Source organism: Rhizobium grahamii, from assembly GCF_009498215.1.
In the GTDB taxonomy this organism is placed as follows: Bacteria; Pseudomonadota; Alphaproteobacteria; order Rhizobiales; family Rhizobiaceae; genus Rhizobium; species Rhizobium grahamii_A.
In genome coordinates this window covers 3545630-3561122 of the sequence record NZ_CP043498.1, presented here as the reverse complement: position 1 = coordinate 3561122, position 15493 = coordinate 3545630, and the positions used below count along the sequence as shown (strand labels likewise).

Below are 15493 nucleotides of genomic sequence, written 5' to 3'. Positions count from 1 at the left end.
GAGAGCGGATTGGAATAGTTCATGTTCGGAAAACGCGGAAACGAGGGTTTTGGCAAGGCAGGGGGCACAGTCGCGCCCCCCGCGCCTGTTGCGGCGCCGTCGTCCTCGGGGCCGGCAGTGCTTGCAGAGCCGCAGCGTGAGCCCACACGCCAGCAGGTCGCGCCTCCGCCGATGCAGACGCCGCAGCGCAAGCGCCCTGCCCGCACCGACGAATATTACGATACGAAGGCGCAGGTCTTCTCGGCGCTGATCGACACGATCGATCTTTCCCAGCTCGCCAAGCTCGACGGAGAAAGCGCGCGCGAGGAAATTCGCGACATCGTCAACGACATCATCACGATCAAGAACTTCGCGATGTCGATCTCCGAGCAGGAAGAGCTGCTCGAAGACATCTGCAACGACGTTCTCGGCTACGGCCCGCTGGAACCGCTTCTTGCGCGCGACGATATCGCCGACATCATGGTCAACGGCGCCGGCCAGACCTTCATCGAAGTCGGCGGCAAGACCATCGAGTCCGAGATCCGGTTCCGCGACAATTCGCAGCTGCTCTCGATCTGCCAGCGCATCGTCAGCCAGGTCGGCCGACGCGTCGATGAATCGAGCCCGATCTGCGACGCGCGTCTCCCGGATGGCTCGCGTGTCAACGTCATCGCGCCACCGCTCGCGATCGATGGCCCTGCTCTCACGATCCGTAAGTTCAAGAAGGACAAGCTGACGCTCGAGCAGCTGGTACGTTTCGGTGCGATCACCACGGAAGGCGCGACGCTGCTGCAGATCATCGGCCGCGTCCGCTGCAATGTCGTCATTTCAGGCGGTACAGGTTCCGGCAAGACGACGCTTCTCAACTGCCTGACCCGATATATCGATACCGACGAACGCGTCATCACCTGCGAAGACACGGCCGAACTGCAGCTGCAGCAGCCGCATGTCGTCCGCCTCGAAACCCGCCCGCCGAATATCGAAGGCGAAGGCGAGATCACGATGCGCGATCTCGTTAAGAACTGCCTGCGTATGCGCCCGGAACGGATCATCGTCGGCGAAGTGCGCGGACCCGAGGTCTTCGACCTGCTGCAGGCGATGAACACCGGTCACGACGGCTCGATGGGAACGATTCACTCGAACTCACCGCGCGAATGCCTCAGCCGTATCGAATCGATGATCGCGATGGGCGGTTTCACCCTGCCCGCCAAGACGGTGCGCGAAATCATCTCCGGATCGGTCGACGTGATCATTCAGGCCGCTCGTCTTCGCGACGGCTCCCGCCGTATCACGCAGATCACCGAGGTGATCGGCATGGAAGGCGACGTGATCATCACGCAGGATCTCATGCGCTACGAGATCGAAGGCGAAGATGCCGGCGGACGCCTGATCGGCCGGCACAAATCGACCGGTATCGGCAAGCCGCATTTCTGGGATCGTGCCCGCTATTTCAACGAGGAAAAGCGCCTTGCGGCGGCCCTCGACGAAATGGAAGAAAAGTCGAAGGATTAGTGAAATGTTCGGTCTCGATCCGACAGTGCTTGCAATCATCCTTCTTGCCGCCGTCGCGGCGGGAGGTGTCTGCTATGCCTTTCTGTTTTCGAGAATGGAGACCGAAAAGAAGGCAGCCAACCGCGTCAGCCGCGTAGCCTCTGCGGATGCCGATCGCGCCAACGTCAAGGCGGCTCGCGATCGCGTGCAGGAAATGTCGAAGCGGCGCAAGTCGGTTCAGGACAACCTCAAGGAGCTTGAGAAGCGCCAGCAGGAAAACGCCAAGAAGAAACTGACTCTGAAGTCCAGGCTGACCCAGGCCGGCCTCACGGTCACGCCCGGCCGTTTCTACATGTTCAGCGCGATCTTCGGCCTTGTGCTGATGTTCGTCGCCTTCCTCGCCGACGCGCCGGTCATGGTCGTGCTCGGCATCCCTGTTGTTGCCGGCCTCGGCCTGCCGCGCTGGATACTCGGCTTCCTCATCAAACGTCGCCAGAACAAGTTTCTCGACGAATTTCCAAACGCGCTCGACGTCATCGTGCGCTCCATCAAGTCCGGCCTTCCGCTCAACGATGCCATCCGGCTGGTCGCCAGCGAAGGCAAGGAACCGGTGCGCGGCGAATTTCGGCGGGTCGTCGAATCGCAGCAGGTCGGGCTCAGCGTACCGGATGCCTGCGGCCGCATGGCCAATCACATGCCGCTTCAGGAAGTCAGCTTCTTCGCCATCGTGATCGCCATCCAGTCGCAGGCGGGCGGCAATCTCTCCGAAGCAATCGGGAACCTTGCGAAGGTTCTGCGTGAACGCAAGAAGATGAAGGCGAAAGTCAAGGCACTGTCGATGGAAGCCAAGGCCTCTGCCGTGATCATCGGCGCATTGCCGTTCATCGTGGCGCTGCTCGTTTACATGACGTCGCCGGCATACATGATGATCCTTTTCACGGATCCACGTGGACACCTGATCATGGGCGTTTCGGGCGTGTGGATGTCGATCGGCATCTTCGTCATGCGCAACATGGTCAATTTCGATATCTAGCCGAGGAAGCGCGATGTCATCGGATCTCGCCAGCAGTTTGACCGACCCCTCCATGCTGATCGCCGTGCTCGTCGCGGTCGCAGTGTTCGTCAGCCTCTACACGCTTGCCATTCCCTTCTTCGAGCGCGGCGACCTTGCCAAGCGCATGAAGGAGGTCTCGACCGAGCGCGAGCAGATCCGCGCCCGCGAACGCGCCCGTATGAACGCCGAGCAAGGCAGCAAGGCATCGCTGCGTACACAGAACAACCGTTCCGTTCGCCAGATCGTCGAACGCTTCAACCTGCGTGAAGCGCTGGTCGATGAAAACACCATGAACAAGCTTCGCGCAGCCGGGTATCGCTCGGAGAATGCGCTGAACACCTTCCTGGTCGCGCGCTTCCTGCTGCCTTTCCTGTTTTTCGGGGTTGCGGTCTTTTGGATCTTCGGTCTCGATCACCTGGCCGACAAGCCGACCCCTCTGCGCTTCCTCGCGACGCTCTGCTTCGCCTATCTCGGCTTCTATGCGCCGAATATCTTCATCTCCAACAAGATGAAGAAGCGCCAGCACTCCATCAAGCGTGCATGGCCCGATGCGCTCGACCTCATGCTGATCTGCGTCGAATCCGGTATTTCGATCGAGGCCGCCATGCGGCGCGTCTCGGAAGAGCTCGGCGAGGCATCCCCGCCGCTCGCCGAGGAAATGGTGCTGACCACCGCTGAACTGTCATTCCTGCCGGACCGACGTCAAGCGCTGGAAAACCTTGCCACCCGCACGCAGATCCCGATCGTACAGTCGGTTGTTCAGGCGCTGATCCAGGCCGACCGCTACGGTACGCCCGTCTCGCAGGCCCTGCGGGTGCTGGCGCAGGAAGGTCGCGACGAACGGATGAACGAGGCGGAAAAGAAGGCCGCTGCCCTGCCGCCGAAGCTTACGGTGCCGATGATCCTGTTCTTCCTGCCCGTTCTCGTCGCGGTTATTCTCGGACCGGCCGGTATTCAGGTCTCGGACAAGTTCTAGTCGGGAGCTCACGGACGGGCATCGACAAGGGGCGTGAAGTGTGAGACGCACTGATGCTGTCTCTCGCACGGTCCCGGAGCTGCCGATGTCTTCCGCAAGCATTTTCATCAGCATCATTGCCGCCTTGTCGATCGGCGCCATGAGCCCTGGTCCGAGCTTTGTCATGGTGTCGCGGATCGCTGTATCACGCTCGCGCGCGGACGGCCTTGCCGCTGCCTTGGGGATGGGGATCGGTGGCGCTTTCTTCAGTATTCTTGCCCTGGCGGGCCTGACGGCGCTGCTCTCGCAGTTCGAATGGCTCTATATCGGGCTGAAGATCGCCGGCGGAACCTATCTTGCGTGGATCGCGATCAATATCTGGCGCGGTGCGAGCAAGCCGCTCGACATCGGCGAGACCGCGACCATGAAACCCGCACCCGGCCGGAGCTTCATAACGGCGCTGCTGACGCAGATCAGCAACCCGAAGACCATCGTGGTTTACGCCGGCATTTTCGCCGCGCTGCTTCCGAAGACCGTGCCTCTCGGGCTGATGCTTGCCCTTCCCGTCGGTGTATTTGCAGTCGAAGCCGGATGGTATTCTATCGTCGCGCTTGCCTTTTCCGCGCACCATCCACGGCAGATCTACCTCGCCGCGAAGGCGTGGATCGACCGTACGGCCGGCGCGGTCATGGCGGGCCTGGGATTGGAACTCGTCGTTTCAGGCGTCAGTGGCCGTTGAGGCTTCAGTTGGTGCCGGTGCTTTCGCTGGCATCTTTCGACGCAAGTTTCTGCCAGGAATTGCGCTGCGAAAGCATGCCCCTGAGGTAAGCGACATTGGCTTCGGCCTGCTGCTGCGTGAGTTCGCGCCGTGCTATCTGTTCGGCTTCCGGGAAGCGTCCCTGCAAACCGACGGCAAGCGCGAGGTTCTGGCGGACGCGGCTGTCTGCCGATGGCTGCGCCGCAGCCTGGCGAAGATAGGTTTCGGCCGTGCGCAGGTCACCCGTCAGGACGTAGGACATGCCAAGGTTGGAGAGAATGGATGGTTCGTTCGGCTGGATGTCGAGAGCATCGCGATAGCGCTGCCGCGCTTCGGTCGAGCGGCCGAGCTGGTCGAGGATCGCGCCTTCCGCTGATATCAGCTTCCAGTCTGGGCGATCAGGCGTCTGTGCCCGTCCGATCGTATCGAGCGCCTGCTGCAGCTGGCCGGCGGCCGCCTGTGCCTTGCCATAGGCCGCCAGAACATTACGGTCGGCGGGGTTGGAGATGGCAACCTGCTGCATGACCGCCAGCGCCTGGGCATCCCTGCCCTGCATGCGCAAGAGGTTGGCATAGTTGACGCCGTTTACCGGATCGCGCGGGTTTTTCTCGTAGGCCTGTCCGACCCGATCCGTTGCGGAGCGAACCTCCTGGTCGTTCATCGTCTCGACGGGTTTGCTCAGCTGCGGCACCGAACCGGTCGTCATGCGGTCCTTGGTGGTGTTGCAGCCGCTCAAGGCGAGTACGGCGAGCACCGCGGCGGTACCCTGGAAAATGCGGGATTTCAAATGGGTGTTGGCCAAGGCAGGCATCGCGTTTTCCTGAAATCGGATATCGGCGCCGGACCTCAAAGCGGAACAGGGAAAGGCTTTGACGCAATCTTCACTCCAGCAATAGTCTGTTAACCCTAACAGACCGTTAAAAAGCGATTCCCGGACGCCCCCGAAGGATAATCATGGCCCCCTATCAGTTCATCGAGAGACCCACCCCCTTCAACACCAAGGGTGGCTCGACCTTGCCGATCTTCGCGGTCACCCCTGCCCATATCGAGACCGGAACGATCGATCCAATCGCACTCGATTGGGCAAAGAAGGCCGGCTACAAGGCAGAAAGCGGCTCGCTGCTCTTGATCCCCACCGCCGAAGGTCACCTCGGCGGCGCCCTCTTCGGCCTTGGCACCAATCCGTCAGAGCAGCCTTACATCACCGGCAAGCTGGCGCGTGCGCTGCCTGCTGGAGACTGGCACATAGAAACCGCCCCCCTGACCGCCAATCGCCTGTCGCTCGGCTTCGGTCTCGGCAGCTATCGATTCGATCGCTACAAATCCGAGAAGTCTCCCGCCGCCACGCTGATGATCCCGCGCGACGCCGACGGCGCCGATATCAAGCGGCAGCTGGCCGGCGTGTTCCTCGCGCGCGACCTGATCAACATCCCGACCAACGACATGGGCCCGAACGAGCTCGAGGCCGCGTTCCGTGGTCTCGCCGCGCACTACAAGGCCGAGATCAACGTGGTTAGCGGCGACGACCTGCGACAGAATTTTCCGCTCGTCCACACCGTCGGCCGTGCCAGCGCCGATGCGCCGCGGCTGCTCGAACTGCGCTGGGGCAAGAAAGGGCATCGCAAGATTACCCTTGTCGGCAAGGGTGTCTGCTTCGATACCGGTGGCCTCGACATCAAGCCTGCCGCCTCCATGGCGCTGATGAAGAAGGATATGGGCGGCGCGGCAAACGTCATGGGCCTCGCACTGATGATCATGGACGCGAAGCTGAAAGTCGATCTGCGCGTGATCGTTCCTGTCGTCGAGAACTCGATCTCGTCGAACGCCTTCCGCCCCGGCGATATCTATCGTAGTCGCAAGGGTCTGACGGTCCAGATCGACAACACCGATGCAGAAGGCCGGCTGATCCTCGCCGACGCCCTGTCCTATGCCGACGAAGAATCGCCTGACCTCCTGATCGACATGGCAACCTTGACCGGCGCAGCGCGCGTGGCTCTCGGCCCGGACCTGCCGCCATTCTTCACCGACGATGCCGATCTCGCCCAGGACCTGATGGAAGCAAGCTTCGAAACCGATGATCCGCTGTGGCGGCTACCGCTCTATGCGGGTTATGAAAAGGATATCCGCAGCAAGTTCGCGGACATAACGAACGCACCGCCCGGCGGCATGGCCGGCGCGATCACCGCCGCGCTTTTCCTGAAGCGCTTTGTCAGCAACACCAAGAGCTGGGCGCACTTCGACATCTACGGATGGGCTCCTTCCGAGCGGCCGCACTCGCCCGGCGGCGGCGAGGCGCAGGCGATCCGGGCGCTCTACCACCACATTCGTCAGAGCGTCCGCTAAGTGCATCGTTAAAATTTTATTCACCTTGCGGAGCGGCGGCGACGCCGCTCCCATTGCACTTGCGCCCCCTCTCTCCGAAAATGAAACGCATGCGTAACGTTTTTCGGGGGGATCGTGCCGATCGAACTCACAGCTTCCCAGGCACTCGGACTTTGGTACGGCGTATCGCTTGATCAGGTGCGGATGGACGGGCGCGATTTGACATTGCGCCAGATGGCCATCCTGCTGCATATCTATCTGGTGCCGCCGCCGCATACGGTGCGTGGGCTGGCGGCAGAGCTCAACGTTACCAAGCCCGTCATCACCAGAGCGCTGGACACGATGGGGGAACTCGGGCTTGTGGATCGCATCCGCGACGAGCGGGACCGACGGAATGTCGTGATCAAACGAACCGTCGGCGGCGCGCTCTATCTGGAAAAGCTCGGCGACCGGGTGCGTGAACAGGGTCGGCGCCTTTCGCCGTAAGAGGAAAGACATGACTATTCTTGATCGCCGCCTGCATGCCTACCGCCCCGATCTCGCGGAGAGCGCTCTTCGCGGCCAGGTGGACGCCACCCGTTTCGTGGACGGCACGCCGGCACGCATCGCCGTTCCGGTAGTCGGACTGCGCCCGCGCCCCGACGATGCTATCGGCATCGATACGGAACTGCTGATGGGAGAGGATGTCACCGTCTTCGACCGTGCGGACGGCTGGTGCTGGATCAAGGCATCGTCGGATGGTTACGTCGGCTATCTGCCCGAAAGTGCGCTGTCCGAACAGAGCGATGCCCCGACGCACATCGTCACCGTGCAGCGGACGTTTCTCTATCGTGAACCAGAGCTGCGAAAGCCCTACGCGTCGATTCTATCGATGGGCAGCCGCGTCCGTATCGTCGGCGAGGCCGAAGCACGCGGCAATCACTATGTTGTGCTCGAGGACGGCAAGGCGATCTTTGCCAAGCATGTGACACCCATCGGCACCGGCCATGGCGAGGATTACGTCGATGTCGCTGCCCGTTTCCTCGAAACGCCCTACCTCTGGGGCGGACGCTCCGGCCTTGGTATCGATTGTTCCGGCCTTGTCCAGCTGTCGATGCTGATGACCGGGCGCGCGGCGCCGCGTGATACCGACATGCAGGCAGTGGAGTTGGGCGAACCAATCGACCGGGCCGAACTGCGACGCGGCGATCTCGTCTTCTGGAAGGGGCATGTCGGGGCCATGGAAGATCCCGAGACGATCATCCATGCCAATGGCCACACCATGACCGTTGCCCGCGAGAACTTCGAAGCGGCCATCAAACGGATCGGCTGGCTCTACGAACAGCCTACCGGATACCGTCGGCCGATCAGCTGATCGGCGGCTGCGGCCAGGAGGTAACGCCTCCCGTCCAAGTCTCGAATGCCTTCGAAAGGCCGAGAACGCTCAGGTCGTCAAAACGCGGCCCGACGATCTGCAGCCCGATCGGCATGCCGGATTTCGAAAAGCCGCAATTAATGGAAGCGGCCGGCTGCTCGGACATGTTCCAGGGGACCGTGAAGCAGATATGCTCGAAGGGCCTGGCCGGATCGTTTGTCGGCGAAGCCCAGTCCGCCGGATAGGACACGATCGGGTTGGTCGGCGAGAGAACCGCATCCACTTCCGAGAACAGTCGTCCGCATGACTTGCGCATCTCGATCGTCTGGTTGAATCCCCTTACCGCCTCGACGCCGCTGATCCCGGCTGCTCCGAGCGCCCAGCTGTAAATATAGGGAAGGATGCTCTTCCTGCGCTCCTCATCGAGCGTTTCGATGTCGCCCCAGAAGCGGGATCGCCAAAATGCATCCAAACCATCCAGCATCGACCGGCTGAGCACCGGCTGGACGGGAACGATCTTTGCGCCCGCCTGCTCGAAGCGAAACGCTGCCTGCTCGACGGCCGCAAGGATTTCATCCTCGACCGCAAGGCCGCAGCCGGCGTCCAGCATGAGGCCGATCGTCAAGCCCTCGACACCAACAGGCAGCGATGTCCAATCCAGATCGTTCGGCGGCAGGCTGGTGCCGTCGCGCCAGTCAGGGCGCGAGAGCGTGGCCATCGCCAGCGCCGCATCGTCAACCGTGCGCGTCATCGGCCCGGCACAGCGCCCAACATAGTAGGGATCCACAGGTATGCGCCCGTGGCTGGGCTTGAAGCCGAAAATTCCGGTCCAACCTGCGGGAAGACGAACGGAGCCGCCGATATCAGTCCCTATGTGCAGCGGACCATAACCGGCTGCGGCCGCGGCTGATGCGCCCGCGCTTGATCCGCCGGGGTTCTGTGTAACGTCCCACGGGTTGCGGGTCAGGTGATGAAAACTCGACAGCCCTGACGACAGCATGCCGTAGTCGGGGCATGTGGTCTTGGCGAAGATGACGGCACCGTCCTCGCGAAGGCGGGCTGCGACAGGGGCATCCTCCGTCGCCGGCTTCAATTCCGTCGCTCTCGTTCCGAGCGGGACAGGCTGCCCCTTTGTGGCAATAAGCTCCTTCAAGGTCACCGGTATGCCGTCGAGTAACCCCAGGGTCTCACCACGCCACCAGCGATCGGTCGAGGCCTTAGCCTGACGGCGGGCGGCATCGCGATCGAAGGCGTAAAGCGCACAGATCGTCGGCTCCCAGCGATCGATATGCTTTTCAAGCGCAAGCCAGTATTCGAGGGGAGACAGGCTCTTTTCGGCGAAACGGCGCCTCAATTCGCTGATCGTCAGATCCGTTTCGCTCATCACTCACCCTTCCTCTCGTCGCCCGGCGTCATCGGCTTGCTTCCCTCGGATCAAGCAGATCCCGCAACCCGTCACCGAGCAGGTTGAACCCCAGGACCGTCAGGGCGATCGCCAGGCCCGGCAGAATTGCAAGCCAAGGCGCCAGCGCGAGATAGGTCTGTGCATCCGCGAGCATGCGCCCCCACGTCGGTGCCGGAGGCGCAAGACCCAAACCGAGGAAACTGAGACCGGCTTCGGTCAGGACCGCAAGCCCGAGCTGGATTGTCGTCTGGACAATGATCTGGCCGGCAACGTTCGGCAATACATGGCGGACGGAGATCGCCAGACGCGTATTGCCGATGGCACGGGCAGCAAGCACGTAGTCCCGGCTCCAGGCCTGCAGCGCGCTAGCCAGCGTGACGCGGGCGAAGACGGGAATCAGGAACGTAGCGATGGCGGCGATGGCGGTGAAGCGTCCCGGCCCGAGAAAGGCGCCGAGAATCATTGCGGACAGGATCGGCGGCAGCGCGAAAATCACATCGCATATCCGCATCAGGATGCTCTCGAACGCACCGCGGAAAGCTGCTGCGGAAATGCCGGCAATCGAACCGATCGTGCCGCCAATGGCGACCGCCAGAACGGCAATCGACAGGGAGTTCCAGCAGCCGACCATCAGCATCGAAAGAACATCGCGGCCGAACTGATCGGTGCCGAGCAGGCCGAAGGAGAGCGGCGGCTGGAGCTTGTGGATGATCTGCATCTTGGCGGGGGGACCGGTGTCCACAGAAGCGAAACGATCGCGACCAGCACAAGAAAGGCCACGATCATGGCACCGGCCACGAGGTTGGTTCGCCGGCTCAATCTGCGTCGGCGACGGCTGACGGACACTTCGGTCAAGACGATCGGCGCCATCTCAGAGCTCCTTTCTGAGCCGCGGATCGATCGCCAGGTAGGAGAGATCGACAAGGAAATTCATGATGATGACCAGTGCCGCGAAGAACAGGATGACATCCTGCATGACGACAATGTCGCGCTGCGACAGGGCCTGATAGGCGAGACGACCGAGGCCGGGCAGGTTGAAGACATTTTCGACCAGCACCGCGCCGGCAACGAGAAAGGTGAACTGTAGCCCGAGGATCGTGAAGATTGGCACGAGGGCATTCGGCACGGAATGCCGCCACAGGACCTTTCGGGCCGACAGCCCCTTTGCGAGTGCCGTGCGCGTGAAATCCTCGTGGAGTGTTTCCAGCACGGCCGAACGTGTCACCCGCGTCAGCACGGCCGCCTGCGGCAAGGCCAGCGCCACCGCCGGCATCAACAGCGCACGCAATGCCGGCCAAAAACCGTTGCTCCACCCGGGAAAACCGCCGGCCGGCATGAGGCCAAGCGTGGTCGAAAACAGGACGATCAGCAACAGGGCCATCCAGAAGGCAGGTACAGCGATACCAATCTGGGAAAAGACCGAAGCAACCACGTCGGCAACACCACCGCGCCGGGATGCCGCGAGAACGCCGAGCGGAATGGCAATCAGCATCGACAGGGCGATTGCCAGCAGCGCCAGCGGCAGAGTGACGGCCAGCCGCTCGACGACCAATCCGGCGACCGGCACGCCGTAAGTGTACGACTGCCCGAGGTTGCCCATGAGGACCCCCGCCAGCCAGCGGCCGTATCGCAGGATCAACGGCTGATCCAAACCGAGGTCGTGCCGAAGCGCAGCCAGTGTCTCCGGGGATGCCGAGGTACCAAGCATGATCGAGGCGGGATCACCCGGAAGAAGATCCATGACCGCGAAAATCAGCAGCGAGACAATGAGGAGCGTCACGAGAAGCCCCGTCAGACGACGCGAAACCAGCGCTAACATGCAAGGCTCCCTGCCGCTTCTCGCCTCATCCTTCCTCCGCGATCACTCTTCCCAGGAAACGCCGCTCAGCACGTTGGACGGAATCGGCTCGTTTTCCCACAAGCCCTTCAGCTTCCGATCCCAGACGCCAAGCTTGGGCATCACGAAAAGATAGAGGGCCGGAACATCCTCAGCCAGAATGGTCTGGGCTTCGCCATAAATCTTCGCCTGCGCAGCCGGATCGGTTGTTTCCTGAACCTTCTTCATCAGGGCATTGAAAGCCGGATTCTTGTAGTTGAAGTAGTAGGGATCACGCGCATAGATGTCGATGTCCATCGGCTCGGCATGGGCGACGATCGTCATCTCGTAATTGCGGTCCTTCATCACGTCCTGGACCCACTTGGCGGGGAATTCAGTCGGCTCGATGTTCATCGTCACGCCGATCTCTGCGAGCATCGCCTGCATCACCTGAGCGCTGCGGGGTGCATAAGCCATCTGCGGAGACTTGATCGTAAAGGTAAAGCCATCTGGATAGCCGGCTTCGGCGAGCAACGCCTTCGCCTTCTCAGGGTCATAGGGCAGCTTGTCGGTGAGATCGATATAACCGGGGTCATTCGGCGTATAGTGGCTGCCGATCGGTGTTCCAAGGCCCGACCAGGCGCCATCAACGACCGTCTTGCGGTCGATCGCCATCATCAGCGCCTGCCGCACACGCTTGTCGCTGAACGGCTTCGCTGCATTGTTCATGCCCGCAACGACCTTCAACTCGGTGTTGCCGATCTTCGTGACCAACTTGGCGTCGTCGGTGAAGGAACTCATCAGCTCCGGCGCACCGAATTCAGGAATCGCATCGACATCGCCTGATTTCAGCGCGGCAGCCTGAGCCTGAGGATCGGCGATGAAGCGGAACGTCACCTTGTCGAGCTTCGGCGATACCGCCTTGTTCCAATAGGTAGCGTTCTTCTCGAATTCGACCTTGTCGCCCTTGGCCCAGTTCACGAACTTGAACGGCCCGGTGCCGACGGGTTTTGTCTTGTCGTCAGCCGCCGAATTCGGCGCAACCATCACCGATGCCGGCCAGCCGAGCCAATAGAGAAGGCTGCCCGTTGGCTCCGAGAGATGCAGGATCAGTGTTTCTGGATCGGGCGTGTCGATCGATGCGATGGACGCGAAGAAGCGTTTTTGCGGATTGACCGAGTCTGCCCCGCGTGCGCGGTCGAGGGCGAACTTCGCCGCGGCCGAATCAAAGGCTTCGCCGTCGTGAAACGATACGCCGGTCTGAAGCTTGAATGTGTAGGTCAGGCCATCGGGTGAGATCTGCCAGCTCTTGGCGAGCTGCGGCTGTACCTTGCCGCTTTCATCGATGCGGACCAAACCCTCGAAGACGTTCTGCCAGGTCACCTGACCGATCGCCACAGGCGCGGCGATCGTTGGATCAAGACCTGTCGGTTCCACCGTCATGCCAAGGCTCAGCGTCGTCTTTGCGGCTTCGGCGGGTGTGAGGCCGAGAAAGGCCGTTGCCAAGCCGAAGGCAGTCGCCAAAGAGATGTGCCGAACAAGACGCGCAGGGCGCGCGCATGAAACCTTGACCATCATGTTCCCCTGTCTCGGGCCGCTCGGCAGCCGGACGTTTGCAGTAAGAGTGACATCGACCCCGTGCACACACAATGTCGTTATTGTGTGCTCAGTGTTGCCGAAACAGCTACACCGGAATTTGGTTCATCGCGCAAGGCATAAGATCAGCTCCTGCGTTCGCCGGCTTGGCGTTCCCGCATGAAACGCTCGATGAAATCGAGAAGCTTGGTCGCCGCGAAGGAAAGCTGGCGGTCCGGTGCGACGCATAGATCGACATGCGTTCGAATGGCGCTTCTTGCCGCAAGCGGCACTGCCACCAGCTGCCCGGCCTCGATCTCGCGCCGTACGGTCAGCGCCGGCAGCAGGGTAACCGCCGCACCACTCAGGACGAGCTCCTTCAGCATCTCCAGAGAACTGGTCACGAAAACCGGCTCGGGCGAAAGGTCCGCCTTCTCCAAAAGCGCATCGAGCGCCTGACGGAATCCGAAAGACTGATCGGGCAGCGCCAATGCATAGTCGGCTATATCCTTGAGATGCGCTTCGCTGTTGGCTGCTGCGGCATGTCCAGGGGAGACGATCAGATCGTAGTGGATTTCCGAGCGCAGACGGACCTTCGTGCCCGAGAGCGGCGGTGCAAACAGGATCATCGCGATATCGGCCTCGGCCGCATTGACCGCCTCGACCGCCTGCCGAGCGCTTGCGATTGTCACCCCGAACCGAAGCTTCGGGTATTTCAGGCTGAACTCCGCCAAGGCCGGGGCCAGCAGGTTTGCGACGGTGGCGCCATTCGCATAAATGCTGACACGCCCGCGCTGCAGGCCCTTGAGATCCTCTATCAGCTGTCCGACATGATCGAGCTCACGCAACGTGCGGCCGGCGCGAGCGGCAAGCAACTCGCCGGCTGCGGTCAGCTTCACACCGCGCGCGCTGCGCTCCACCAGCGGAGCCCCGAAATGATATTCCAGATTCTCGATCTGCCGGCTGATTGCCGTCGGCGCCACATTCAGATTCTCCGCCGCCTGGCGCATGGAATTCGTGCGCACCAGCTCGTCGAAATACATCAAGGCCCGAATCTGCATCTCACCGTCTCCGCCAGCAGGCAATGCCGCCCTATTTAGGCGATCCCTTCAGATTGCGATAGCGGCTGCTCCAGGCTTCCTGTGCGCCCGTGACGGGCAGAGCCGTCGCCTCATAGACGCCGCGTGCAATGGCGCGGGCCATGACCAGAGTGGCGAGATGGCAGAGCTCGAGGAAATCGCCCAGCCCCCGATACGGTCTGGCGCCCGTCGAGGCTGCGAAGACCGTATCGCCGTCGAGCGGGAGATGCGCCGGCAACAGGGCGCGCGCAAGCCCGTCATGCGCCATGATCGCCAGGCGATGCGCCTCCGCCTTGCTGATGACAGCATCGGTCACGATCGCACCAATGGTCGTGGCGGTCGTGTTCATTCCCTTGAGACGCATCGCGACATCGCCCTGCTCGATAACGGGAGGATGGCTCAATCCGCCGAATTCGGCATTCTGTTCGAAGGGCGCGGCCCAGAAATGCGGGCCATCGCCAACAGTGGCGGAGCCAAGTGCATTGACGGCGACGATCGCGGCGATGCGAAGCCCCGCGCCCGTCTCGGCGCTCGCCGAACCGAGGCCGCCCTTGAACGATGCCGTCGTGGCGCCGGTGCCGGCACCCACGGTTCCGAGCGCGAAGGCTCCCGGAGCGGCGGCGCGAAACGCATCATAGCCCATCTCCCGATATGGCGAATGCGTGCCCCAGTCCTTGTCGCCGCCGTTCAGCAGGTCCATCAGAATCGCTTGCGGCACGATCGGCACACGCACGTTGCCGACCGGGAATCCCCTGCCCGCCTCCCGCAAGCCCGCCTGTACGCCACCGGCGGCATCGAGACCGAATGCTGAACCGCCTGACAGCACGAAGGCATCGACCTCGCCGACGGTCATGGCAGGATCAAGGAGCGCGGTATCGCGCCCGCCCGGAGCGCCGCCAAGCACAACGCCTGACGCCGCCGCGGGCTTGTCGAAGACGATGGCGGTTACGCCCGAACCGAGACGCAGATCGGTCGCGTGGCCGACGGAAACGCCATCGATGTCTGTGAGAAGATTGAGCACGCGCAGCATCCTTGATGTGGCCGGAAGCGCGCGATAGGAGCCCAACGGCCCCCAAAACACAAGACCGGCCCTGCATATGCGGGACCGGTCGCTAAATCTCGAAACTCTTAAGAGTGGCGCAGGCCTGTTTCTCAGGCATGCAGCGGTTTTGGATGGCGGCGCGTCATCAGATCATGGATCGCAAGCTTCACCTCGGCAGGCGAGCTGAAATGCTGTTCGTCCAGATCGTGCACGTGAAACTTCACGGCGATAAACTTGAGCCGGTTCTCATCCGGGATGACGATGCCGACGGGAACGCCCGCATACTCGATAACTTCTTTTTTCATGCATAGAACTCCTGCCGCGCTGAATGCGCCGGCGATGGCGAATTGACTGTCTTGAACCGTTGAGGGGGACTTAGGTCACATTCGACAGTTCGGGCGGGAGAGGGCGCCCGGACGGTCATTTCCAAGCACGCAACGCCCCGGAAGCGCGGCAAGAATATCGATTTCCATCATGTCTCGTTCCTTTCGTTTGGCGTTGTGCTTGCGGTTGGCCCCGGCGTACCGGGACCGGCGATGACTGTCTTTCTTAATCTACGTTATTAGTAGACAATACCGGACAGTCTGTCGGAAACATATTCCGAAACGTGTCAAAATGTCGGCGATTGGGAAAAAATCATTCCGCCACACCTGAACTGACTAGA

Annotated in this window: 14 protein-coding genes and 1 pseudogene; 7 read left to right on the top strand and 8 right to left on the bottom strand. The window is 61.7% G+C overall.

Going from position 1 to position 15493, the window contains the following annotated elements; all coding sequences use genetic code 11:
• Window positions 1-21 precede the first annotated feature (21 nt).
• The 4 genes from FZ934_RS17110 (at window position 22) to FZ934_RS17095 (ending at window position 4218) form a co-directional block, all read left to right on the top strand.
• Entirely contained in the window at window positions 22-1491 is a 1470-nt protein-coding gene (locus FZ934_RS17110) for a CpaF family protein (RefSeq protein WP_153272045.1), read from the top strand.
• 4 nt (window positions 1492-1495) lie between these two features.
• Complete coding sequence (locus tag FZ934_RS17105) at window positions 1496-2503, top strand: type II secretion system F family protein (RefSeq protein WP_153272044.1); 1008 nt, start codon at window positions 1496-1498, stop codon at window positions 2501-2503.
• A 13-nt stretch (window positions 2504-2516) separates the two neighbouring features.
• Entirely contained in the window at window positions 2517-3500 is a 984-nt protein-coding gene (locus FZ934_RS17100; protein ID WP_153272043.1) for a type II secretion system F family protein, read from the top strand.
• A gap of 85 nt (window positions 3501-3585) precedes the next feature.
• Window positions 3586-4218, top strand: a complete 633-nt coding sequence (locus FZ934_RS17095) for a LysE family translocator (RefSeq protein WP_153272042.1) — start codon at window positions 3586-3588, stop codon at window positions 4216-4218.
• A 4-nt stretch (window positions 4219-4222) separates the two neighbouring features.
• Here the strand turns inward: FZ934_RS17095 and FZ934_RS17090 are convergent, their stop codons facing one another.
• Complete coding sequence (locus tag FZ934_RS17090; RefSeq protein WP_153272041.1) at window positions 4223-5047, bottom strand: tetratricopeptide repeat protein; 825 nt, start codon at window positions 5045-5047, stop codon at window positions 4223-4225.
• 143 nt (window positions 5048-5190) lie between these two features.
• On the opposite strand from FZ934_RS17090, the gene FZ934_RS17085 reads away from it, so the two are divergent.
• From FZ934_RS17085 to FZ934_RS17075, 3 genes are all read left to right on the top strand, one after another.
• The gene (locus tag FZ934_RS17085; RefSeq protein WP_153272040.1) at window positions 5191-6579 is read left to right on the top strand and encodes a leucyl aminopeptidase family protein; all 1389 of its coding nucleotides are present in this window, start codon (window positions 5191-5193) and stop codon (window positions 6577-6579) included.
• Between the two features lie 114 nt (window positions 6580-6693).
• Window positions 6694-7044, top strand: a complete 351-nt coding sequence (locus FZ934_RS17080; protein WP_113360854.1) for a MarR family transcriptional regulator — start codon at window positions 6694-6696, stop codon at window positions 7042-7044.
• Between the two features lie 10 nt (window positions 7045-7054).
• Complete coding sequence (locus FZ934_RS17075) at window positions 7055-7912, top strand: NlpC/P60 family protein (protein WP_153272039.1); 858 nt, start codon at window positions 7055-7057, stop codon at window positions 7910-7912.
• Here the strand turns inward: FZ934_RS17075 and FZ934_RS17070 are convergent.
• The 7 genes and pseudogenes from FZ934_RS17070 to FZ934_RS17040 form a co-directional block, all read right to left on the bottom strand.
• Window positions 7905-9296: an amidase gene (locus FZ934_RS17070; protein WP_153272038.1), complete on the bottom strand. Its 1392-nt coding sequence runs from the start codon at window positions 9294-9296 to the stop codon at window positions 7905-7907. The genes FZ934_RS17075 and FZ934_RS17070 overlap by 8 nt on opposite strands.
• Before the next feature lie 28 nt (window positions 9297-9324).
• Window positions 9325-10187: pseudogene (locus FZ934_RS17065) on the bottom strand (ABC transporter permease).
• 1 nt (window position 10188) lies between these two features.
• Complete coding sequence (locus FZ934_RS17060; protein ID WP_153272037.1) at window positions 10189-11136, bottom strand: ABC transporter permease; 948 nt, start codon at window positions 11134-11136, stop codon at window positions 10189-10191.
• A gap of 42 nt (window positions 11137-11178) precedes the next feature.
• A complete protein-coding gene (locus FZ934_RS17055) occupies window positions 11179-12708 on the bottom strand; it encodes an ABC transporter substrate-binding protein (RefSeq protein WP_194273810.1) in 1530 nt (509 codons plus the stop codon).
• Between the two features lie 146 nt (window positions 12709-12854).
• On the bottom strand, window positions 12855-13769 hold the full coding sequence (locus tag FZ934_RS17050) for a LysR family transcriptional regulator (protein WP_153272035.1): 915 nt from the start codon (window positions 13767-13769) through the stop codon (window positions 12855-12857).
• 31 nt (window positions 13770-13800) lie between these two features.
• Window positions 13801-14817, bottom strand: coding sequence for a P1 family peptidase (locus FZ934_RS17045; RefSeq protein ID WP_153272480.1), 1017 nt, complete (start codon window positions 14815-14817; stop codon window positions 13801-13803).
• 122 nt (window positions 14818-14939) lie between these two features.
• Window positions 14940-15134, bottom strand: a complete 195-nt coding sequence (locus tag FZ934_RS17040) for a hypothetical protein (RefSeq protein ID WP_037130987.1) — start codon at window positions 15132-15134, stop codon at window positions 14940-14942.
• Between the last annotated feature and the right edge of the window lie 359 nt (window positions 15135-15493).

Bases quoted from the DNA above. Each gene is read 5' to 3' on its own strand.
- FZ934_RS17050 (WP_153272035.1), bottom strand. From the start codon at position 13,769: ATGCAGATTCGGGCCTTGATGTATTTCGACGAGCTGGTGCGCACGAAT.
- FZ934_RS17040 (WP_037130987.1), bottom strand. From the start codon at position 15,134: ATGAAAAAAGAAGTTATCGAGTATGCGGGCGTTCCCGTCGGCATCGTC.
- FZ934_RS17055 (WP_194273810.1), bottom strand. From the start codon at position 12,708: ATGGTCAAGGTTTCATGCGCGCGCCCTGCGCGTCTTGTTCGGCACATC.
- FZ934_RS17105 (WP_153272044.1), top strand. From the start codon at position 1,496: ATGTTCGGTCTCGATCCGACAGTGCTTGCAATCATCCTTCTTGCCGCC.
- FZ934_RS17110 (WP_153272045.1), top strand. From the start codon at position 22: ATGTTCGGAAAACGCGGAAACGAGGGTTTTGGCAAGGCAGGGGGCACA.
- FZ934_RS17070 (WP_153272038.1), bottom strand. From the start codon at position 9,296: ATGAGCGAAACGGATCTGACGATCAGCGAATTGAGGCGCCGTTTCGCC.
- FZ934_RS17060 (WP_153272037.1), bottom strand. From the start codon at position 11,136: ATGTTAGCGCTGGTTTCGCGTCGTCTGACGGGGCTTCTCGTGACGCTC.
- FZ934_RS17085 (WP_153272040.1), top strand. From the start codon at position 5,191: ATGGCCCCCTATCAGTTCATCGAGAGACCCACCCCCTTCAACACCAAG.
- FZ934_RS17100 (WP_153272043.1), top strand. From the start codon at position 2,517: ATGTCATCGGATCTCGCCAGCAGTTTGACCGACCCCTCCATGCTGATC.
- FZ934_RS17075 (WP_153272039.1), top strand. From the start codon at position 7,055: ATGACTATTCTTGATCGCCGCCTGCATGCCTACCGCCCCGATCTCGCG.
- FZ934_RS17045 (WP_153272480.1), bottom strand. From the start codon at position 14,817: ATGCTGCGCGTGCTCAATCTTCTCACAGACATCGATGGCGTTTCCGTC.
- FZ934_RS17090 (WP_153272041.1), bottom strand. From the start codon at position 5,047: ATGCCTGCCTTGGCCAACACCCATTTGAAATCCCGCATTTTCCAGGGT.
- FZ934_RS17095 (WP_153272042.1), top strand. From the start codon at position 3,586: ATGTCTTCCGCAAGCATTTTCATCAGCATCATTGCCGCCTTGTCGATC.